The 18087-nt window shown below is 69.9% G+C and carries 8 protein-coding genes and 1 tRNA gene; 6 read left to right on the top strand and 3 right to left on the bottom strand.

What is annotated here, in order from left to right:
* Positions 1 to 55: 55 nt before the first annotated feature.
* From LXT23_RS46665 to LXT23_RS46675, 3 genes are all read right to left on the bottom strand, one after another.
* Positions 56 to 129, bottom strand: a tRNA-Arg gene (locus LXT23_RS46665).
* Between the two features lie 99 nt (positions 130 to 228).
* A complete protein-coding gene (gene agmC, locus LXT23_RS46670; RefSeq protein WP_253987013.1) occupies positions 229 to 6228 on the bottom strand; it encodes an adventurous gliding motility protein AgmC in 6000 nt (1999 codons plus the stop codon).
* A gap of 20 nt (positions 6229 to 6248) precedes the next feature.
* A complete protein-coding gene (locus LXT23_RS46675; protein ID WP_253987014.1) occupies positions 6249 to 8060 on the bottom strand; it encodes an OmpA family protein in 1812 nt (603 codons plus the stop codon).
* Between the two features lie 256 nt (positions 8061 to 8316).
* Here LXT23_RS46675 and LXT23_RS46680 point away from each other — a divergent pair, with 256 nt between their 5' ends.
* From LXT23_RS46680 to tagF, 6 genes are all read left to right on the top strand, one after another.
* A complete protein-coding gene (locus LXT23_RS46680) occupies positions 8317 to 10581 on the top strand; it encodes a type VI secretion system Vgr family protein (RefSeq protein WP_253987015.1) in 2265 nt (754 codons plus the stop codon).
* A gap of 113 nt (positions 10582 to 10694) precedes the next feature.
* Complete coding sequence (gene tssJ, locus LXT23_RS46685; protein WP_256561849.1) at positions 10695 to 11345, top strand: type VI secretion system lipoprotein TssJ; 651 nt, start codon at positions 10695 to 10697, stop codon at positions 11343 to 11345.
* Positions 11342 to 12709, top strand: a complete 1368-nt coding sequence (gene tssK, locus LXT23_RS46690) for a type VI secretion system baseplate subunit TssK (RefSeq protein WP_253987017.1) — start codon at positions 11342 to 11344, stop codon at positions 12707 to 12709. The genes tssJ and tssK overlap by 4 nt, the downstream gene beginning before the upstream one ends.
* A gap of 9 nt (positions 12710 to 12718) precedes the next feature.
* Positions 12719 to 13444, top strand: a complete 726-nt coding sequence (locus tag LXT23_RS46695; protein WP_253987018.1) for a DotU family type IV/VI secretion system protein — start codon at positions 12719 to 12721, stop codon at positions 13442 to 13444.
* Complete coding sequence (tssM, locus tag LXT23_RS46700; RefSeq protein ID WP_253987019.1) at positions 13441 to 17139, top strand: type VI secretion system membrane subunit TssM; 3699 nt, start codon at positions 13441 to 13443, stop codon at positions 17137 to 17139. Before LXT23_RS46695 ends, tssM begins: the two co-directional genes overlap by 4 nt.
* A 1-nt stretch (position 17140) precedes the next feature.
* A complete protein-coding gene (gene tagF / locus LXT23_RS46705; protein ID WP_253987020.1) occupies positions 17141 to 18073 on the top strand; it encodes a type VI secretion system-associated protein TagF in 933 nt (310 codons plus the stop codon).
* The last annotated feature ends 14 nt before the right edge of the window (positions 18074 to 18087 follow it).

Below are 18087 nucleotides of genomic sequence, written 5' to 3' on the forward strand. Positions count from 1 at the left end.
ACGAAGGCCCGGAGTCGGGAGCAACGCGCTCCTGACTCCGGGCCCTTGTCTTCTGCGCGGGATACAGGATTCGAACCTGTGGCCTTTGGCTCCGGAGGCCAACGCTCTATCCAGCTGAGCTAATCCCGCATGCCGGCTACGGCGGGGGGACAGTTAGCCGAAGTCCCCTCCCGACGCAAGCACGCAATCCCTGAACGGCCGGGGGAGCGACATCACTCCGCCCGGGGCTCAGCAGCGACGGCGCCGCCGGCTCGCCAGCAGGGCAAGCCCCCCCAGCCCCAGCAGGGCCAGCGCCGAACCGCCCTCCCCTCCCGCGGTGGCGCAGCTCAGCCCACCGCCCTTGGTCCGCATGTCTTCTCCCAGGTAGACGCGCCACGAGATGACCTCGGGCGAGCCGTCCCGATTTCCAGCAACGTCGACGGCCCGGACCTTGAGCGTGTACGTGCCCTGCAACAGCTCGTCGTAGACGGGGGTGGCGGAGCAATCGACGTAGTCCTCACCGTTGAAGCCGCACTCGAACTTGACGTCGGGCTCGTCCGACGAGAAGCGGAACGCGGCGCGCCCCAGGCGGATGCGCACGCCCGGCTTCTCGTCCACACGCGTCTCCGGCGCATCCGTGTCCACCGTGAAGTGCCGCGGCTCGCTGGTCTCGCTGGTGTTCTTCGCCACATCCACGCCGAACAGCTGCACCTCGTAGTCGCCGTCACCGAGGTTCTGGGCTGGCTCGAAGCTCCACTTCCCCGCGGAGTCCACGTCAATGGACTGGACCCGGGTCCCATTCAGGAAGAGCACCACCCCGGAGTTCGGCTCGGCCGTCCCGCTGAAGACAGGCCGTCCCACGTTCGTCAGCTGGCCCTCCGCGGGCGTCAGCATCTCCGGGATGGCCGGCGCGAGGGTGTCGATGGTCCACCGGGACTCGGCGGGAGTGGGGTCGTCGTTGAGGGCCGCATCCCGGCTGCGCAGGTACAGCGTGTAGGCGCCGTCCTGGAGCGTGAACGTGAGCGGCGCGGGGCACACGTCGTAGGTCACGTTGTCGAAGCTGCAGTACAGCGTGGCCCCCTGCTCGGTCTGCACCTCGAACGAGACCTCGGGAGTGGACACCATGGCGTCCGGCCCGCGCGACAGGGTGGTTTCAGGGGTCAGCAGGTCCACCGTCCACCGGAACAGGTCCGTCGGACTGCCCGCGTTGCCCAGGTTGTCCACCGCCTGCACCTGCAGGGTGTGCGCTCCATCGGTCAACCCCGAGAACACCGCCTCGCTGATGCGATTCGCCGCATCGACCACGTTTCCGCATCGCGCGAAGCCCCTGCCATCCAGGTCGCACTCGAAGGTGACGTTGTCCTTGTTCGTGCTGAAGCGGAACGTCGCGGACGAGGACTTCGTGAGGCCCGGAGGAGAAGCGAGGAGCTCCGTCCCCGGCAGGTTCGAGTCCACGGTCCAGTTGAAGGAGATGTCCGCGGACTGGTTGCCGGTCGTGTCGGTGCCGCGAACCACCAGGGTGTGGTCACCGTCCGTGACTGCGAAGTTGGGCGGGCTGGGGCACGTAGCGAACGCGGAGCCGTCCAGGCTGCACGCGAAGACGACCGCCGGCTCGTTCGAACCAAAGCCAAAGGTCGCCGTCAGATTGTTGGTGCGTCCCCCAGGCGTCCGGACGGGCGTGCTGGTGAACTGGATGTCCGGCGCGACGCTGTCCACGAACCAAGTGTAGATCTCCGGGGTGGGGTCCACGTTGCCCGTCTCGTCCACGGCGCGGACCGTCAGCGAGTGCTGGCCCTGCCCCACCGTTACCGCATAGGGAGTGAGCACCCGCCGGAAGACCGTCTCCGCATCGAGCTTGACCTCGAACAGCGCGGCGTCGTCATTCGAGTCGAGCACGAACGTGGCGAGGGTCTCCCGAGTCAGCGTGCCGGGGCCGCTCACGATGCTAGTCTCCGGAGAGTTCGTGTCCACGATGAAGGTGCGCACGCCGCTCACCGCGCTCACGTTTCCAGCGGCATCCCGCACCCGGGCCGTCACCGAGTAGGTGCCATCCGTGAGCGGGGCGAAGGTAAACGTCCAACTGCCGTTGGCACCCACCGGCTTCTCGGGCTGCTCCACCCCCCCCAGAATGACGGTGACGTAGCTGTTCGCCTCGGCCGTGCCCTCAATCGTCGGGGTGTTGAGCGTCGACCGGGTCCCATTCGTCGCGGGCACGGTGATGGCCGGAGCACTGGGAGTGCCCGTGTCCACCACCCAGATGGCCACGGCGGCAGAGGCATCCCGGTTGCCCGCGCCGTCGACCGCCACCACCTCCAGCCGATGGGGACGGTCATCGACGGTCACCGAGTAGTTCGCCGGGCAGGTGAACTCGGTGCCGTTGTTGAGCACGCACCGGAACGTCACCCCGGACTTGTTGGAGGCGAACCGGAACACGGCGACGGGGTCGTTGGTGATGGACGCCGGCCCCGCCTCGATGAAGGTGCTGACGGGGGACTGGTCCACGCTCCAGCGGTGCTCCGCCGGCGTGGCATCCGTGTTGTCCGCGCGGTCCTTCGCGCGGACCCTCATCACGTGGGCCCCCTCGCTCACGGTGATGACATGGGGGTCGCTGCACGCGGCGAAGGCAGCGCCATCCAGGCTGCACTCGTAGGTGACGGGGGACTCCGAAGCACTCAGGTCGAAGGAGGCATTGAGCAGGTTGGTCTGGGGCTCGGGGCCGGTGTCGATGCTCGTAACCGGCACGGACGTATCCACCGTGAAGTCGTGGGTGATGGAGTCCGCGCTCTCATTGCTCGCGGCGTCCCGGGCCCTCGCCCTGACATTGTGACCGCCAGGGGTCAGCGCGGTGGCGAGCCGCAGCTGCCAGCTGCCGGCGGAGTCCACCACCGGGGTCGTCGCCTGGTCCGTGTTGTCGATGCGCACGACGATGGTGGCTCCGACCTCTCCTGTTCCGGTGATGAGCGGCGTCGCCGTGTTCACGAAGTCGTCGTCATCGGGCTCGTCGATGGCCGGCACCGCCGGGGCGGTGGTGTCCACGCGCCAGGTGTGGACGGCGGGCGTGGGGTCCACGTTGTTCGCATTATCCACGGCGCGCACGAGCAGGGTGCGCTGACCCTCGGCGACCGTGAGCGTATAGGAGGCGGAGCAGTTACCGTAGTTGCCTCCGTCCAGGCTGCACTCGAACCGGGCCCCCGCCTCCGAGGTGAACGTGAAGGTGGGCGTCGTGTCGCTGCTGGGATTGGGCGGCGACGCGGAGATGGTGGTCTGGGGTGGCGTGACGTCCACGGAGAAGGAGACCGTGGTGTCTCCGCTGGCATTGCCGGCCGCGTCGCGTGCCTGCGCCACGAGCGTGTGGGTGGCCTCGGAGACGGACTGCGGAATCACGAAGCTCCACACCTGCTGGGCGTTGACGACCGCGGTCCCCTGAGGCTGGGTGTCCAGGGTGATGGAGACGATGGACCCCGCCTCCGCCGTGCCCCGCACCGTCACTACGGTGGTGTTGAGGGGTACGCTACTCATGGGAGCGATCACCACCGGTGCCCCCGGCGCGGTGCGGTCGATGGTGAAGGTGTGCGTCGCTGAGAAGGCGCTGGCGTTGCCCGCAGCGTCCTTTGCCAGCACTCGCACCCAGTGCAGTTCCTGCGTCAGATCGGTGGGCTGCGTGAGCGTCCAGTTGCTGCCGCTCACCGTGGGCGTTCCCGACACCCGCACGTCGTCCACGTACACTTCGACGGTAGTGGCTCCCGTGCCCAACGTCCCACTGTAGACGGGCCGCAGGGTGGTCAGCAGCGCCCCGGACGCGGGAGTCAGCAGCACCGGAACGGGGGGCGCCACGGAGTCGATGGTGAAGGAGCGCGACGTCGTCGGAGGACTCGCATTCCCGGCGACATCCACGGCACGGACCACCAAGGTACGCGCCCCCTGGGCCAGATCGGCGGTGGGCGTGTAGGACCAGTTTCCGGAGGGCTCCAACTGGGCCTCCACCTCAGCCGCGCCGCTGATGGATAGCAGCACCCGGATCCCCGGGTCCGGCGCGGTGAAGGTCCCCTTGAAGGTCGGCGTGGCGGTGTTCAGCGTCTGGCTTGGGGACGGAAAGGTCACGGCAGGAGTCGGCGGGATTTCGGAGTCCACCGAGAAGAGGCGGGCGGCGGTCGAAACGCTGGTGCCATCAAGATTCGTGGCCGTGGCACGGACGGAGTGGGCACCCTGGGCGAGCGCCGTGGTCGGTGTGAACGTCCAGTTCCCCCCTCCGGTCTCGTCCACTTGAGCCACGAAGCTGTCGTCGATGTAGATGCGCACCGTCGAGTTGTTTTCGGTCGTACCGTTGATGGTCGGGGTGGCGTCCGTCAACACCGCCCTATTGGTCGGAGCGGTGATGACCGGCACGCCAGGCACCGCATTCGGGTCGAAGTCAAACACCGCGGGCGACAGGTCCACGTTGCCCGCACCATCCCGGGCGCGGACCCGAAGCGTGTGCCTGCCGTCCGCCAGCCCCGTCATCCGATAGGGAGGCCGGCAGGGATTGAAGGGCCCGCGGTCCACGCTGCACTGGTACGTGACGCCCGGCTCGGTGGCGCTGAACTCGAGCGTGGCCTCTCCAAAGGACGACAGGCCCTGCGCCCGGCCAACCGACGTCTCGGGGGCCGTCACGTCCACGGAGAACATGCGCTCCTCGGTGCGCGGGCCCTGGGCACCGGACTCCACCACCACCGCGGAGGCCCGGTGCGGCGTCTCGGCGAGCCGGACGTCGGGCACGAAGGCCCAGGCACCGGTGGCATCCGCGCGCGTCCGTCCCAGCGCGTCACCATTCACGAAGACGATGACCTCGTCACCCGGCCGCGCCGTTCCGGAGAACAGCGGCTGCGCGGTGGGCAGCAGCGCCCCCTCCGCCGGCAGCACCAGCACCGGCGCGGGAGGAACGCGGAAGCCGCCCTCGAGCCGCTCCACCACGCCCTGGAAGCGCTTGTCATCCACCGCCGTGGGCGTGGCCCCGTTCGAGCCGCCATCCACCGCGCCGCCGGCGAGCCCCGGCGCCACCCGCGCCTCACAGCTCGAGCCCGTCTCCGCCTGGAGCAGCACGCGACCCCCACCGCCGCCCCCACCGGGAGCCCTCAGCGCCCGCCCGGTGCTGTCCCCGCCCCTGCCACCCTGGGCCAGGAGCTCCCCGCACGACGCCGTCCCGGCGACGCGAACAGCGATGCTGCCACCGGCACCACCGCCACCCGCGCCGTCATTGATGGAGCTGCCGCCCGCCTCACCCGAGGCATCCAGCCGGCCGCCGCCGACGAGCCGCGAGGCCCGCACGAAGATGATGCCGCCACCGCGACCGCCATCCGGCCCCGGAGGGTCCGCCAGTCCGTGCCCTGCGCCGCCACCACCGCCAAAGGTGAGCCGCTCCTGAAGCGACTGCCCGGACACGGCGCCGCCCAGGCCGCCCACGTCGCGCGCGCCGTCGTCAGGCGCCGTCCTGCCGCCCTGCCCTCCCACGCCGCCATGACCGCCACCGCCACCACCGGACTGCCGGCACACGCCACCGCCGCCACCGTTGGCGTCGTTGTCACGGCCCGTCACCAGCGGGAGTGCGTTCATCGCGGGCGCCACGCTCTCTCCGCGCTGCGCGCCGCCCGGTCCCACCAGGCTCAGCGTTCCGCACCCCGCCGCGTTGCTCCAGTCGCGCACGTACGCGCCGCCACGGAAGCCCGCGCCGCGCGCGTCGATGAGGCCCTGGTTCTTCACGGTGCCCGTGGCCAGGAAGACCACCACGCCGCCCGTCTCACCGTTCCACGGCTCCGCGACGAGGCTGCCGCCGCGAGCGATGGTGACGTCGGTGTACTCGGGGACGCGGAGCACCTGGGTGCCCTGGGCCTCGAAGAACTCCACCAGCGGCCGCGTGAGGTTCAGCGTCCGGCTGCTCACCGTGGCCACGCGGGCCAGCTCCCAGCGCCCGGCGGGCTGGCCCCGGCGCTCGCCGGCAACAGACACGTCGGCGCCGCCCGTCCCGAGGGCCTGGAGCACCAGCACCAGGTCCCCGTTTCCAAAGCCCGCGGTGGAAGCCACCGGGATGGAGGTGGCCCCCGCCCCCAGGGCGGACGTCACGCGCGCGGCGGCGTTGACCTTCACGCCCGCGGACGTGACGTTCAGCGCGCCATCCCGCCCGCTGCCGAGGCCGAAGGAGTCCGGCTCGGCCGCGGCCACCGTGGCCAGCAACAACGCACCCACCGCCCATGCATGGGTCAGCGACGTTCTCATAAGCCTGTTCTTTCCTGGCCTCATCGGGGGGCCCCCGCCTTGTCACCCTGCGGGTCCACAATCAGGAACTCCACGCGGCGGTTGTTCTCACGACCGATGGAGGTCGCGTTGCTCTCCGCGGGCTGGCTCTGCCCGTAGCCCTGGGCCTCCAGCCGCTCGGGCGGGACGCCCTTGTTCACGAGGTACTGGCGCACCGACTCCGCGCGCCCCTGCGACAGCCGGCGGTTCGCATCCGGGAACCCACGGTCATCCGTGTGCGCGGCGATGAGGAACAGCGGCATCTCCGGGTGCTCCTTGATGACCTTCGCCACCCAGTCGAGCACCTCGTGCGAGCGGGCCTGCAGGCGAATCTGGCCGGGGTCGAAGTACACCTTGCCCGTCAAGAGCAGGCGGTCGCGCTTGAGCTCCACCAGCGGCTGGATTTGCTGCGGGCACCCGAAGTTCTTCACGGTGCCAGGCTCGTTCGCACAGCTGTCGATGCGGTTGGGCACGGTGTCCTTGTCCGTGTCGCGCTCGGGGCAGCCGTCGCGCTCGGGCGGGCCGAACTCGTTGGGGCACGCGTCCTTGTCGTTGTCGATGCCGTCCTTGTCCGCGTCGCGCACCGGGCAGCCGCGGTTGTCCGCGGGTCCCGCCTCGGACGGGCAGCTGTCGCTGTCGTCCGGCGTCTCGTCCTTGTCCGCGTCCTGCACGGCGCAGCCCTGGTTCGCCACCAGGCCGGGCTCGAACGGGCAGCCGTCCAGCGTGTCCTCGACGCCGTCGCTGTCCGTGTCCTTGGCGGAGCAGCCGCTGCGCGCGATGTCGCCCGGCTCGGTGGGGCAGCGGTCCACGGAGTTGCGCACCCCGTCGTGGTCCTCGTCCATGTCCGGGCACTCCTCCATGGTGTGCGGCAGGCCCGGCTCGCAGTTCACCGAGGACTCACCCGGCCCGCGGTGCGGCGTCACGTTTCCGAAGGCACCACCCACCATGGCCCGGAACAGCGGCGTGCCCGGCGCCGAGCCCACGCCCACGCCCACGAGCGCGAAGACCTCCAGCGAGGGATTCACGAGATAGCGCATGCCCGGCAAGACCTCCGCCGCGCCCGGCTGGCTCGTCAAGGGCAGCATGCCGCGCACGTTCACCTCCCAGCGCAGCCGCCGGCCCGTCGTGGCGAGCGCCGCGCCCAGGCGCAGCTCGTTGCCAATCACATCCTCCGGGTCCACCCGGGGCGTCAGGGCCCGCTCGGGCCGCTGCAGGAAGCCCACCTCCACACCGGCGCGCAAAAACCCGAAGCGCCGTCCCACCATCACCTTCGGCGACAGGCGCCACTGGTCCGGGTCCCTCGCCAGCGCGGTCGCGCTGCCCAGGGGCATCCCCACCGCCAGCTCCAGCGCCAGGTCCACGCCGCCCTTGTCGTCCTGCGTGAGCAGCCCCGCGCGCACCGACGCGGTGGGCGTGCCCAGGCCGAAGGACGTGGGACGCAGGTACCCTTCCGTCTCCACCTCCGTCCCGGTGGACTGGTACAGCACCGGAATCTGGAGCCCCACCTGCAGCCAGCTCAGCGGCGCGTAGCCCACCGCGAGGTGGGCGGTGGCGCGGCTCCCGACGATTCGCAGGGACTGGCCATCCAGGTCCAGCAGCAGCGGGTTGTGCGCGTAGTGCGCCACCGCGGAGAAGCGCAGGTCGCCCTCCTGCAGCAGCTCACCCATGCCCACCAGCAGCGAGCCCTCCCCCCCGGGATTCAATTCCAGCCGCTCCAGCTCGAAGCTGGGAAAGGCGCTCTGCGCGGCAGCGGCCGTGGACGTCAGCGCCAGTGCCAGCGCGAGCCCTCGGTGCAGGAGCTCTCTTCTTCTCATGGTTCTCCCGGGTGGAAGCCGTCTGGGTATCCCGGAGCTACCCGCGTTTTCAAGCCGGCCCCCCTTTTCCACTCTACACCGAATCCCGACTCCAGCCGGATGGCCCCGCACGAATTTGCCTGCTTGCTGCGCGCACCCGTCACGACTGCAATGAAAATTTCGCGTCAGCCCTCCCTGATAGTCCAATTCGTGGCATGCTGCCGCACCACTCACGGGTTCCGTCGTCCTGGCGGGGCCTTGCGCCGGGGGCTCAAAAATGATCGCGAACGCCGCCTTGCTCGCCAATCAGGCCGAGTTCGAGTTCCAGGCAGGGCCCTTCACCTCCGGAGAGCTGGCCGTCCTCGGCTTCGAGGCGGAGGAGACGCTGTCGCAGCCCTACGCGGTGGAGGTGGCCCTGGCCGCCCGGCCCGACGTGGAGGTGGAGGAGAAGTCGCTCTTGGGCAAGGACGCGCGCCTCACCATCATGCTGGGCGACGGCACCGCGCGCTTCTTCCATGGCATCGTTTCGCGCATGTCCCGCTGGGACGAGGGCAGCGGCCCGGAGCGCCGGCGCTACCGCGCCACCGTGGTGCCCCGGCTGTGGACGCTGCGCCACCGGAAGAAGAGCCGCATCTACCAGGAGCTGACCGTCCCTCAAATCGTCCACAAGGTGCTGGACGAGGCGAAGGTGGAGCACCGGCTGGCCCTCAACGGCTCGTACCCGAAGCGGGACTACTGCGTGCAGTACCGCGAGTCCGACCTGGACTTCGTCTCGCGCCTCCTCGAGGAGGAGGGCATCTTCTACTTCTTCGAGCACGGCGAGGACGCGCACATGATGGTGCTGGGTGACGGCGCCTCCGCCAACCCCGCCATGCAGGGCGAGCCCCAGCTCGTCTTCCGCGAGCGCAGCCACATGGTGGCCTCGGAGGAGTACGTGCACGAGCTGGTGGCGCGCACCGAGGTGCAGCCGGGCGCCGTGGCGCTGCGCGACTACAACTTCCTGCGCCCCTCGCAGGACCTGGGCGCCGTGTCCGAGGCCGAGGGCGGCGAGACGGCGCTCGAAATCTACGACTACCCGGGCCGCTACGAGGAGCCCGGCTCCGGCCGCAGCCTCGCCAAGGTGCGCCTGGAGGAGCTGCGCGCCCGCGCGGAGACGGTGACGGGCGCCAGCTACAGCCGCCGCGTCTGCGTGGGCCACTCCTTCGAGCTGGCCGAGCACCCCGACGCGGCCCTCAACCGCAAGTACCTGCCGGTGTCCGTCCGGCACGTGGGCCACCAGTCCGAGGCGCTGAGCATCGAGCAGGGCTCGCTGCGCAGCCGCGAGGGCTACCGCAACGAGTTCCTCTGCCAACCCGCCGAGGTGCCCTTCCGCCCGCCGCGCGTGACGCCCCGCCCGGTGATTCCCGGCGCGCAGACGGCCATGGTGGTGGGCCCCGCGGGCGAGGAAATCCACACCGACGAGCACGGCCGCATCAAGGTCCAGTTCCACTGGGACCGCGAGGGCAAGAAGGACGACAAGGCCTCCTGCTGGATTCGCGTCAGCCAGGCCTGGGCGGGCCCGGGCTGGGGCGCGCTGTACCTGCCGCGCATCGGCCATGAAGTCGTGGTGGAGTTCCTCGAGGGCGACCCGGACCGGCCCATCGTCACCGGCAGCGTCTACAACGGACAGAACCCGACGCCCATCGACCTGCCCGGCAGCAAGACGCAGAGCACCCTGCGCTCCAGCTCCAGCCCCGGCGGAGACGGCTCCAACGAGCTGCGCTTCGAGGACGCCGCCGGCTCCGAGCTCGTCTATCTGCACGCGCAGAAGGACTTCAACATCGTCGTGGAGAACGACAAGACGCAGGAGGTCCGCGGCAACGAGACCCTGCTGGTGAAGAAGGACCGCACGCGCACCATCGAGGGCAACCAGGCCCTCACGGTGAAGAAGAACGACGACAGCACCATCTCCGGCAACCAGACGCTGGCCGTCACCGGCAACCGCTCCACCACCGTGGCCGGCAACCACACCGAGGCCGTCGCGGGCGACCAGTCCATCAGCGTCAGCGGCAACCAGAGCCTCACCGTGGCCATGGCCTCCGCGGAGACGGTCGGCCTGGGGAAGATGCTCAACGTCGGCGGCGCGCTCGCCGTCACCGTGGGCGCCGCCTTCAACGAGCTCGTCGGTGGCCTCAAGTCCGAGCAGGTCGGCGGCGCCAAGGTCGAAGTCGTCGGCGCCAAGAAGTCCGAGACTGTCAAAGGCTCGCGCACCCTCCAGGTCGGTGGGGACCTGTCGGAGGAGGTCGGCAAGTCCCGCACGCTCAAGGTGGAGAAGGACCTGCTGGTCAGCGTGGGCGGCAAGGTGAACCACGCCGTCAAGGACGCCTACACCCTGTCCGCGAAGGAAATCTCCCTCGTCGCGCAGGAGCAGTTCACCCTCAAGGTCGGCTCCGCCACCCTGCAGGTGAAGAAGAACGGAGACGTCGTCATCAAGGGCGCCAAGATTGAGGTCACCGCCAGCGGTGACGTCATCATCAAGGGCTCGAAGATCTCCGAAAACTAGGAGCAGGCAGGCGGTCTGGTGGGGGGTGGCTTGAAACCAGTCCGTCCTGTCTGGCAGTTTACGCTTCGCACGTAACCGCTTGGTGTTACGGGCGCTCTTTGCAAGGAATCCGGATGTTGGCGCTAAGACACACTGGCGCCGGTGCGGTGAAGGTTGCCGGCCGGTGTCATCGGTGGGGTGTGGTCGCTGCGCTCGCGCTCATGATGAGCGGGAGTGTGGGCTGCGCGAAGCGCGTGCCCCAGGCCTGTGAGACGCCCCCGCCCTTCCAGGTGGTGGTGGACGCGTCGGAGCAGCTCAACCCGGATGCGAAGGGACGCTCGCTGCCCACGGTGGTGCAGATCGTCCAGCTCAAGGACAGCGTCCGGCTGGAGCGCGCGGGCTTCAAGGATTTGTGGGGCAAGCCCGAGGAGCTCCTCAAGGAGGACCTGCTGCAGGTGGCCGAGGTGGTGGTGCCGCCGGGCCGCCAGGTGACGCGCTGGGTGCAGAGAGATCCGAAGGCGCGCTTCGTGCTGGCCATGGGGCACTTCCGGCAGCCGCTGGGCTACTCGTGGCGCACGGTGGCGGTGCTGGCGCCGGTGGAGGAGAAGCGCTGCGTGGAGCGCCCCGCCGGAGACCAGGGCACGCCGAAGCCGGAGGACGAGGTCTTCCGCTACCGGCTGCAGGGCTACCAGATTGACTTGATGCTCCGCCCCGTCACCCGGGCGCCGGAGCCGAGAATCCCACCCAGCGCGGGCGACCGGGTGTCGCCGCGGAGAGGCGTATGAAATCGGTTCAGCGTGTCGTGTGGTCCGAGGGCATGTTCATGAGCCCCCACCACCTCCAGCAGCAGGACCTGTACCACGAGCAGCTCCTGGACGTGCGCCTGGCGGCGATGGAGCCGTACCCCTGGGGCGTGGTGGCCCTGGAGCTGGACATGGAGGCGCTGCGCGCCGGCCAGGTGCAGCTGTCGCGCTTCGTGGGCGTGCTCCCGGACGGGCTGCCCGTCTCCTTCGAGTCCGGTGACGCCGAGGCCCCGCCCGCGCGGCCCGCGGAGGGCTACTTCCCGCCCGCCCAGCGCACGCTGGACGTGTACCTGGGCGTGCCGCGCGAGCGCAGCGGCGTGGAGAGCTACGGCAGCGGGGAGCGGCTGGGTGGAAGCCCGCGCTACACGCCGTCCGCGCGCCCCATCAGTGACTTGACGGCGTCCACGTCCATCTCCCAGGTGGCCTTCGCGCAGCGCAACGTGCGGCTCTTGTTCGGCACCGAGCCGCGCGACGACTTCGAGGCCATCAAGCTGTGCGAGCTGGCGCGCGACAAGTCCGGCAACCTCACGCTCGTCGAGTCGTACATCCCCCCGTGCCTGCGCATCGACGCGTCGCCCTTCATCATGGGCGAGGTGCGCACGCTGCTGCGGCTGATGGTGTCCAAGCAGCGCCAGCTGTCCTCGCGCCGCCGGCACCGGGACGCGTCCGCACTGGAGTTCACCGCGGGCGACGTGACGCTCTTCCTCGAGCTCAACGCGCTCAACGGCACCATCCCCTACCTCCAGCACGCGCTGGACGCGGGCAACCTGCGGCCGCGCGACTTGTACCTCACGCTGGTGCAGACGGCGGGGCAGCTGTGCACCTTCTCCGCCAGCGCGGACCCGTCCACGCTGCCGTCCTTCCAGTTCACCAACCTGCGCGCCACCTACGAAGAGCTGTTCCGCCGCATCTCCGACCTGATGCGCTCGGTGGCGCTGGAGCAGTGCCTGACGGTGGACCTGTCGGCGGGCACGGACGGCATGTTCCGCGGGCGGCTGGAGGACGAGCGGCTGGAGCGCTGCGGCCAGTTCCTCCTGGCCGTGCGCAGCGAGCTGCCGGAGCGCACGGTGGCGGAGCAGCTGCCCAAGCTGTCCAAGGTGGCCGCCTGGGACGACATCCGCTCGCTCCTGCAGGCCGCCGCGCCAGGCGTGCCGCTGGCGGTGACGTACCGCCCGCCGCCGGAAGTCCCGGTGCAGCCGGGCACCGTCTACTTCAGCCTGTCCATGAATGACGGCTACTGGCGCAACGTGATGCGCGACCGGAACCTCGCGCTCTACCTGCCCCAGCCTTTTGACGTGAGCCGCACCACCGTGGAGCTGCTCGCCGTCCCCACCGCCAATCGCTAAAGCCCGCCCATGGACCGAGTCACTGAAGCCACGAAGGATTGTTTCGACGCCGCGATTCACCTGCGCGGCTCGGAAGCGGCGGCCGTCCCCCCGCCGGAGACGCTGCACCACCGCCTGCGCGGCGTGGTGGACGAGATGCTGCGGCGCGCGGCCGTGCTGGGCTTCAGCCATCAGGACGCCCAGGACATGGCGTACGCGATGGTGGCCCTCATCGACGAGGTCGTCCTCGGCCGGCCGGAGGAGTACCGCCAGTTCTGGAGCTCCAACCCGCTGCAGCTCCACTACTTCAACGAGAACGTCGCCGGTGACGGCTTCTTCGCCCGCCTCAACTCCGTGCGCAAGGACCCGCACCGCGCCGAGGTGCTGCAGGTCTACTACCTGTGCATGCTCTTCGGCTTCCAGGGCCGCTACCGCATCCGCGGCGGCGAGCTGGAGCTGATGACGCTCATCGACACGGTGCAGAAGGACCTGGAGCGCGCGCGGCCCTTCGACTTCGACGTGCTGTCGCCCCACGGCGAGCGCCCCACCGAGTCGCTGATGTCCAAGCGCAAGAAGGCCTCGATGCTGGCCATCTCCGCCGGAGCGCTGGTGGTGGCGGTGCTCTTCTACGGCGTCCTGCAGTTCTTCCTCAACGATACGCTGGACGAGTTCAAGAGCCGCATCGACGTCCATGCGGCCCGGAACACGACGAACACCGGCGCGAGCGCGACTTCCGCCCCGGGGGGTGAGCAATGATGGCGTACCTGCTGCCACTGCTGGGCATTGGCGCACCCACCTTCGCCCTGCTGAGCTACCTGGGCTACACCCCGCAGCAGGCGGCCCTCATCGCCGCGCTGGCGGGCCTGCTGGCCATGGGCGTGGTGTGGCTGGTGAAGCGCCTGCGCGCGCGCGCCGCGGCCAAGAAGCTGGAGGGCGCGCTGGCGACGCAGGCGGACGAGCAGGCCGCCACCGTGCGGCCGGACCTGCAGCCCGAAATCAAGGCCATGCAGGGCGAGTTCACCAAGGCGGTGGAGGCGCTGAAGACCTCCAAGCTGGCGCGCGGCGGCAAGGACGCGCTGGCGGTGCTGCCCTGGTACCTCATCGTCGGCCCCCCGGGCGCGGGCAAGAGCACCGCGCTGCGCAACTCCGGGCTGAAGTTCCCCTACCTCTCCGCGCGCGGCGGCGTGCGCGGCGTGGGCGGCACGCGCAACTGCGACTGGTGGCTCACCAACGAGGCCGTCATCCTCGACACGGCGGGCCGCTACACCAGCGCGGAAGAGGACCGGCCCGAGTGGCTGGCCTTCCTCGACACGGTGGCCAAGCACCGCCCCAGCCGTCCCATCAACGGCCTCATCGTGGCCATCAGCGTCAGCGAGCTGATGAACGCGGACCCGCAGGCCGTGGGCGAGATGGGGCAGACCATCCGCGAGCGCCTGGATGAAATCACCACCCGGCTGAAGATGCTGGTGCCGGTGTACGTGATGATTACGAAGTGCGACCTGCTGCCCGGGTTCGTGGAGATGTTCTCCGATTTGTCGCGCGTGGAGCGCGGGCAGATCTGGGGCTTCACGGTGCCGGTGGAGCAGCAGCGCGAGGCGAGCACGGACCTGTTCCGCGAGCGCTTCGACGAGATGCTCTCCGTGCTGGAGCAGCGCAGCCTGCGCCGGCTGGGCCAGGAGCGCCGGCTGGAGACGCGCGAGAACATCTACGGCTTCCCGCAGAAGTTCGACGCGCTCCGGAAGAACCTCTCCGAGTTCCTCCAGCCGCTCTTCCTGGAGAACGTGTTCCAGGACACGCCCGTCTTCCGCGGCCTGTACTTCAACAGCGGCACCCAGGACGTGCGCGCGGTGGACAAGGTGTCCCCGTCCGCGTCGGAGCTGTTCGGCAGCACCAATGGCCGGGCGCAGACGGAAGGGGCCACGGAAGGGCGCAGCTACTTCCTCTGGGACGTCTTCACCAAGGTGATGTTCCAGGACCAGCAGATGGCGGTGCGCAGCTCGCTGGAGGAAGCGAGGGTGCGCCGGCAGCGCATGGTGCTCGCCAGCGCCGCCATGGCCGCCACCGCGCTGCTGCTGTCGCTGCCCACGCTGTCGTACTTCCAGAACCGCGCCATGGCGGAGGCCGTCACCAAGGCCATCACCGACGTGAATCTGGACCCGCGCGACGACATCCACCGCGTGGGAGACCTGCTGCCCCTGCGCAACCGGCTCCAGGAGCTGACCGAGTACGAGGAGAAGGGCGCCCCGCTGTGGATGCGCTTCGGCCTGTACCAGGGTGACAAGCTGCTGCCCCAGGCGCGCCAGTTCTACAACGCGGCCCTGCGCCGGGTGCTGCTGGGCAAGCAGTTCGAGCTCACCCAGCAGCGGCTGGAGGCCTTCGGGAAGAACCCGGACCTGCTCACGGTGCGCAACGAGTCCGACTACAGCAAGCACTTCGACGCGTACCGCCAGTACTTCGACGACCTGAAGCTGTACCTGCTGGTGACGACGCCCAGAGACCCGCGCGAGCCGGAGCTGGACGAGACGCAGCAGAAGTGGCTCGTGCAGCAGATTGTCAGCCACTGGAAGCGGGTGCGGGGCGACACGGTGGACGAGCGGGCGGTGGAGAACCACGCGTCCACGTACCTGCGCATGCTCGCCAACGAGCAGATGCTGCCGGAGGAGCAGAAGCCCTTGCGCGAGCAGCGCATCGCCTTCGCGCGCGAGAAGGGTGTCATCTTCGCCGCGCGCCGCTCCCTCAACAACGTGCCCCTGGTGCGCCTGGAGCTGGCGCAGCTGGTGGCCAACGTCAGCAACGAGTTCCCGGACGTGACGCTGGAGCAGCTGGTGGGCGCGGTGCCCCAGATGAACGCCAGCCAGCGGGTGCGCGGCGCCTTCACCCGCCACGCCTATGACCAGGTCATCCGCCAGCGGCTGGAGCTGGCCTTCCAGGACCAGCAGTCCTGGGTGCTGGACCGCGACGAGAAGGTGGACGCGGTGGAGTCGCGCCGCGAGCTGCGCACGCGCTACTTCGAGACGTACATCCAGGAGTGGAAGGACTTCCTCAGCTCCATCCGGGTGCAGGCGCCGGAGAACCTCACGCAGATGGAGAGCCTGCTCACCAACCTGACGCGGGGCCAGCCCAAGCCCTACGGCAAGCTGTTCAAGGCGCTCACCTACAACGTGCAGCTGGACAAGCGGGACACCGAGGTGGCGAAGGCCGCCGGCGGCAAGCTCCAGGCCGTCAAGGAGTTCTTCGGGGCCAAGCCGGAAGAGACGCTGGTGGCGAGGCGCGAGCTCATCGACCCCAACTCGCCCTCGGGTGCCCAGGAGATAACCACCCGGGACCTGGAGCGGGAGTTCAACTCGCTCATCCGCTTCTACACGCAGACCTACAAGACGGATGACGGCGAGGAGGAGCTGACCGAGCTGAAGAACTTCGAGGAGCACCTCGAGAAGGTCCAGGCCACGCTGCTGGCGGTGAAGGACAAGCCGGCCGAGGCGGGCCTGCTGCTGGACAAGATCGAGACCACCCGCTCGGACGTGCTGGCGACGGTGCGCAAGCAGTCGGACAACGTGGCCATCTTCGAGCTGCTGCTGCTGCCGCCCTTCCAGGAGATGCGCTCGGTGGTGTTCGAGGGCGTGGCGGACGGCAAGAGCAAGCTGTTCTGCGACCAGGTGGTGACGCCGTGGCAGCACACCTTCAAGGGCCTCTACCCGTTCGACCGCACGTCGCAGAAGGACGCGCCCCTGCCGGAGGTCGCCGAGTTCCTGCGGCCCGAGGGCGGCATCGTCCGCAGGTTCGTCAAGGAGCAGCTGCTGGAGGACGTGGTGGCCACCGGCCGCACCTTCGAGTTCACCTCGTCGGGCGGCGCCATGTACCGGCCGGAGCTGCTCAACTTCCTGACGCGGACGAACGCGCTCGCGTCCACGCTCTTCCCCGGCGGCGACACCGTCGACCCGCTGGTGCGCTTCCAGGTCCGCCTGCGCCCGGGCGTCTCCGCGGACGGCACCGCGTCGCAGATCTCCTCCATCACCTTCACGCTGGACGGCGCGGACGAGACGTACCGCAACGGCCCGGACACGCTGTGGAAGCCGATGATCTGGCCCGGCCAGGCCGGCAAGCTCGGCGCGCGCATCCTCGTGCAGAGCGCCGACGGCGCCACGGAGACGGCGCTGGAGGCCGAGGGTGAGTGGGGCCTGTTCCGCCTGCTGGAGCGCGTGAAGCGCATCGAGCCCAGCCCGGACGGCCGCTACTTCACCGCCACGTGGGAAATCGAGGAGATGGGTGGGGCGATGGTCTCCATCGACTTCCGCCCCGAGCGCACCTCCAACCCCTTCTTCGGGCAGGCGGGCAACACCTCCAAGCTGCTGGCCATCTTCAGGGATCCGGGGCTGCAGCCGCCCGCGGGCATCTCGCGCAAGAAGGTCGGCTGCGCGCTCCAGGCCGTGGCGGCGGAGGGAACTCCCTGACATGACGGCGCAGTCGCAGCGCATCGGCCTGCTGGGAAAGACGCCTCGCCAGGCCGAGTTCGTGAAGCTCAACGCGGCCACGCCCCTGGCCCTCCAGCTCTACGGCTGGATGGAGGAGGGCGTGGAGCGTGCGCGGCGGGCCCGGGTGGACCTGCCCTCGGAGCCCATCTCCTTCGTCTTCACCGGGCCGGGCCAGAAGCAGGCGCTGGTGGGGCTGATGACGCCCAGCCAGGACAGCGTGGGGCGGGCCTTCCCGCTCGCCGTCTTCACCGAGGTGGCCTCGGCGGACACCGCGCCGCGCTATGCCCTCACGCCAGAGGCCTTCCAGCCCTTCCTGCGCGCGGCGGGTGAGCTGGCGCGCACGGCGGCCGAGGTGGACGTTCCGCGGCTGCTGGAGCGCACGGCCTCGCTGCCTTTGCCCGGGCCGGGGGACTTCAGCGTGGCGAAGCGCCTGCGTGACACCGCGCTGGCGGAGCACCGCATGAAGGACCTGCTCGCCCCGGTGACGGAGGGCGCGCCGGACGGCGGGCACTACTACGCGCTGCACACCTTCCTCACCGCCTGCATGGGGGAGCGCGGCCGCGAGCAGTCCCCCGCGGGCGTGGCGCTGGACTGTCCCCTCGCCGCGAGCGTGGGCCCGGTGGCGTGGCTGGAGCTGTCCGCGCGCCTGCTGCGCTGGCCCCACCAGCCTCCCGCCTTCTTCTGGTCCGAGGGGGAGCGGCCCCGGCTGCTGCTCAGCCTGGGCGCGGCCACCCCCGCCCTCTTCCTGTCCCTGGCCCAGCCCGGCCGCCCCGGCGCCCAGGTGTGGCCGCTGCGCACCGAGCGCCCCGCCGCCATCGACAACGCGCGCAAGGGCTTCCGGCCCGCCGCGCGCCAGGTCATCGACACACCGTCCACCACCCTCGAGCAGCTGCTGCGCGCGCTGGCTCCGTGAGCCCGCCCATTCCT

This window comes from Pyxidicoccus xibeiensis (genome assembly GCF_024198175.1).
GTDB classification, from domain to species: domain Bacteria; phylum Myxococcota; class Myxococcia; order Myxococcales; family Myxococcaceae; genus Myxococcus; species Myxococcus xibeiensis.

Coding starts and splice junctions, on each gene's coding strand:
- tagF (WP_253987020.1), top strand. CDS start 17,141: ATGACGGCGCAGTCGCAGCGCATCGGCCTGCTGGGAAAGACGCCTCGC.
- LXT23_RS46675 (WP_253987014.1), bottom strand. CDS start 8,060: ATGAGAAGAAGAGAGCTCCTGCACCGAGGGCTCGCGCTGGCACTGGCG.
- tssK (WP_253987017.1), top strand. CDS start 11,342: ATGAAATCGGTTCAGCGTGTCGTGTGGTCCGAGGGCATGTTCATGAGC.
- agmC (WP_253987013.1), bottom strand. CDS start 6,228: ATGAGAACGTCGCTGACCCATGCATGGGCGGTGGGTGCGTTGTTGCTG.
- tssM (WP_253987019.1), top strand. CDS start 13,441: ATGATGGCGTACCTGCTGCCACTGCTGGGCATTGGCGCACCCACCTTC.
- tssJ (WP_256561849.1), top strand. CDS start 10,695: ATGTTGGCGCTAAGACACACTGGCGCCGGTGCGGTGAAGGTTGCCGGC.
- LXT23_RS46695 (WP_253987018.1), top strand. CDS start 12,719: ATGGACCGAGTCACTGAAGCCACGAAGGATTGTTTCGACGCCGCGATT.
- LXT23_RS46680 (WP_253987015.1), top strand. CDS start 8,317: ATGATCGCGAACGCCGCCTTGCTCGCCAATCAGGCCGAGTTCGAGTTC.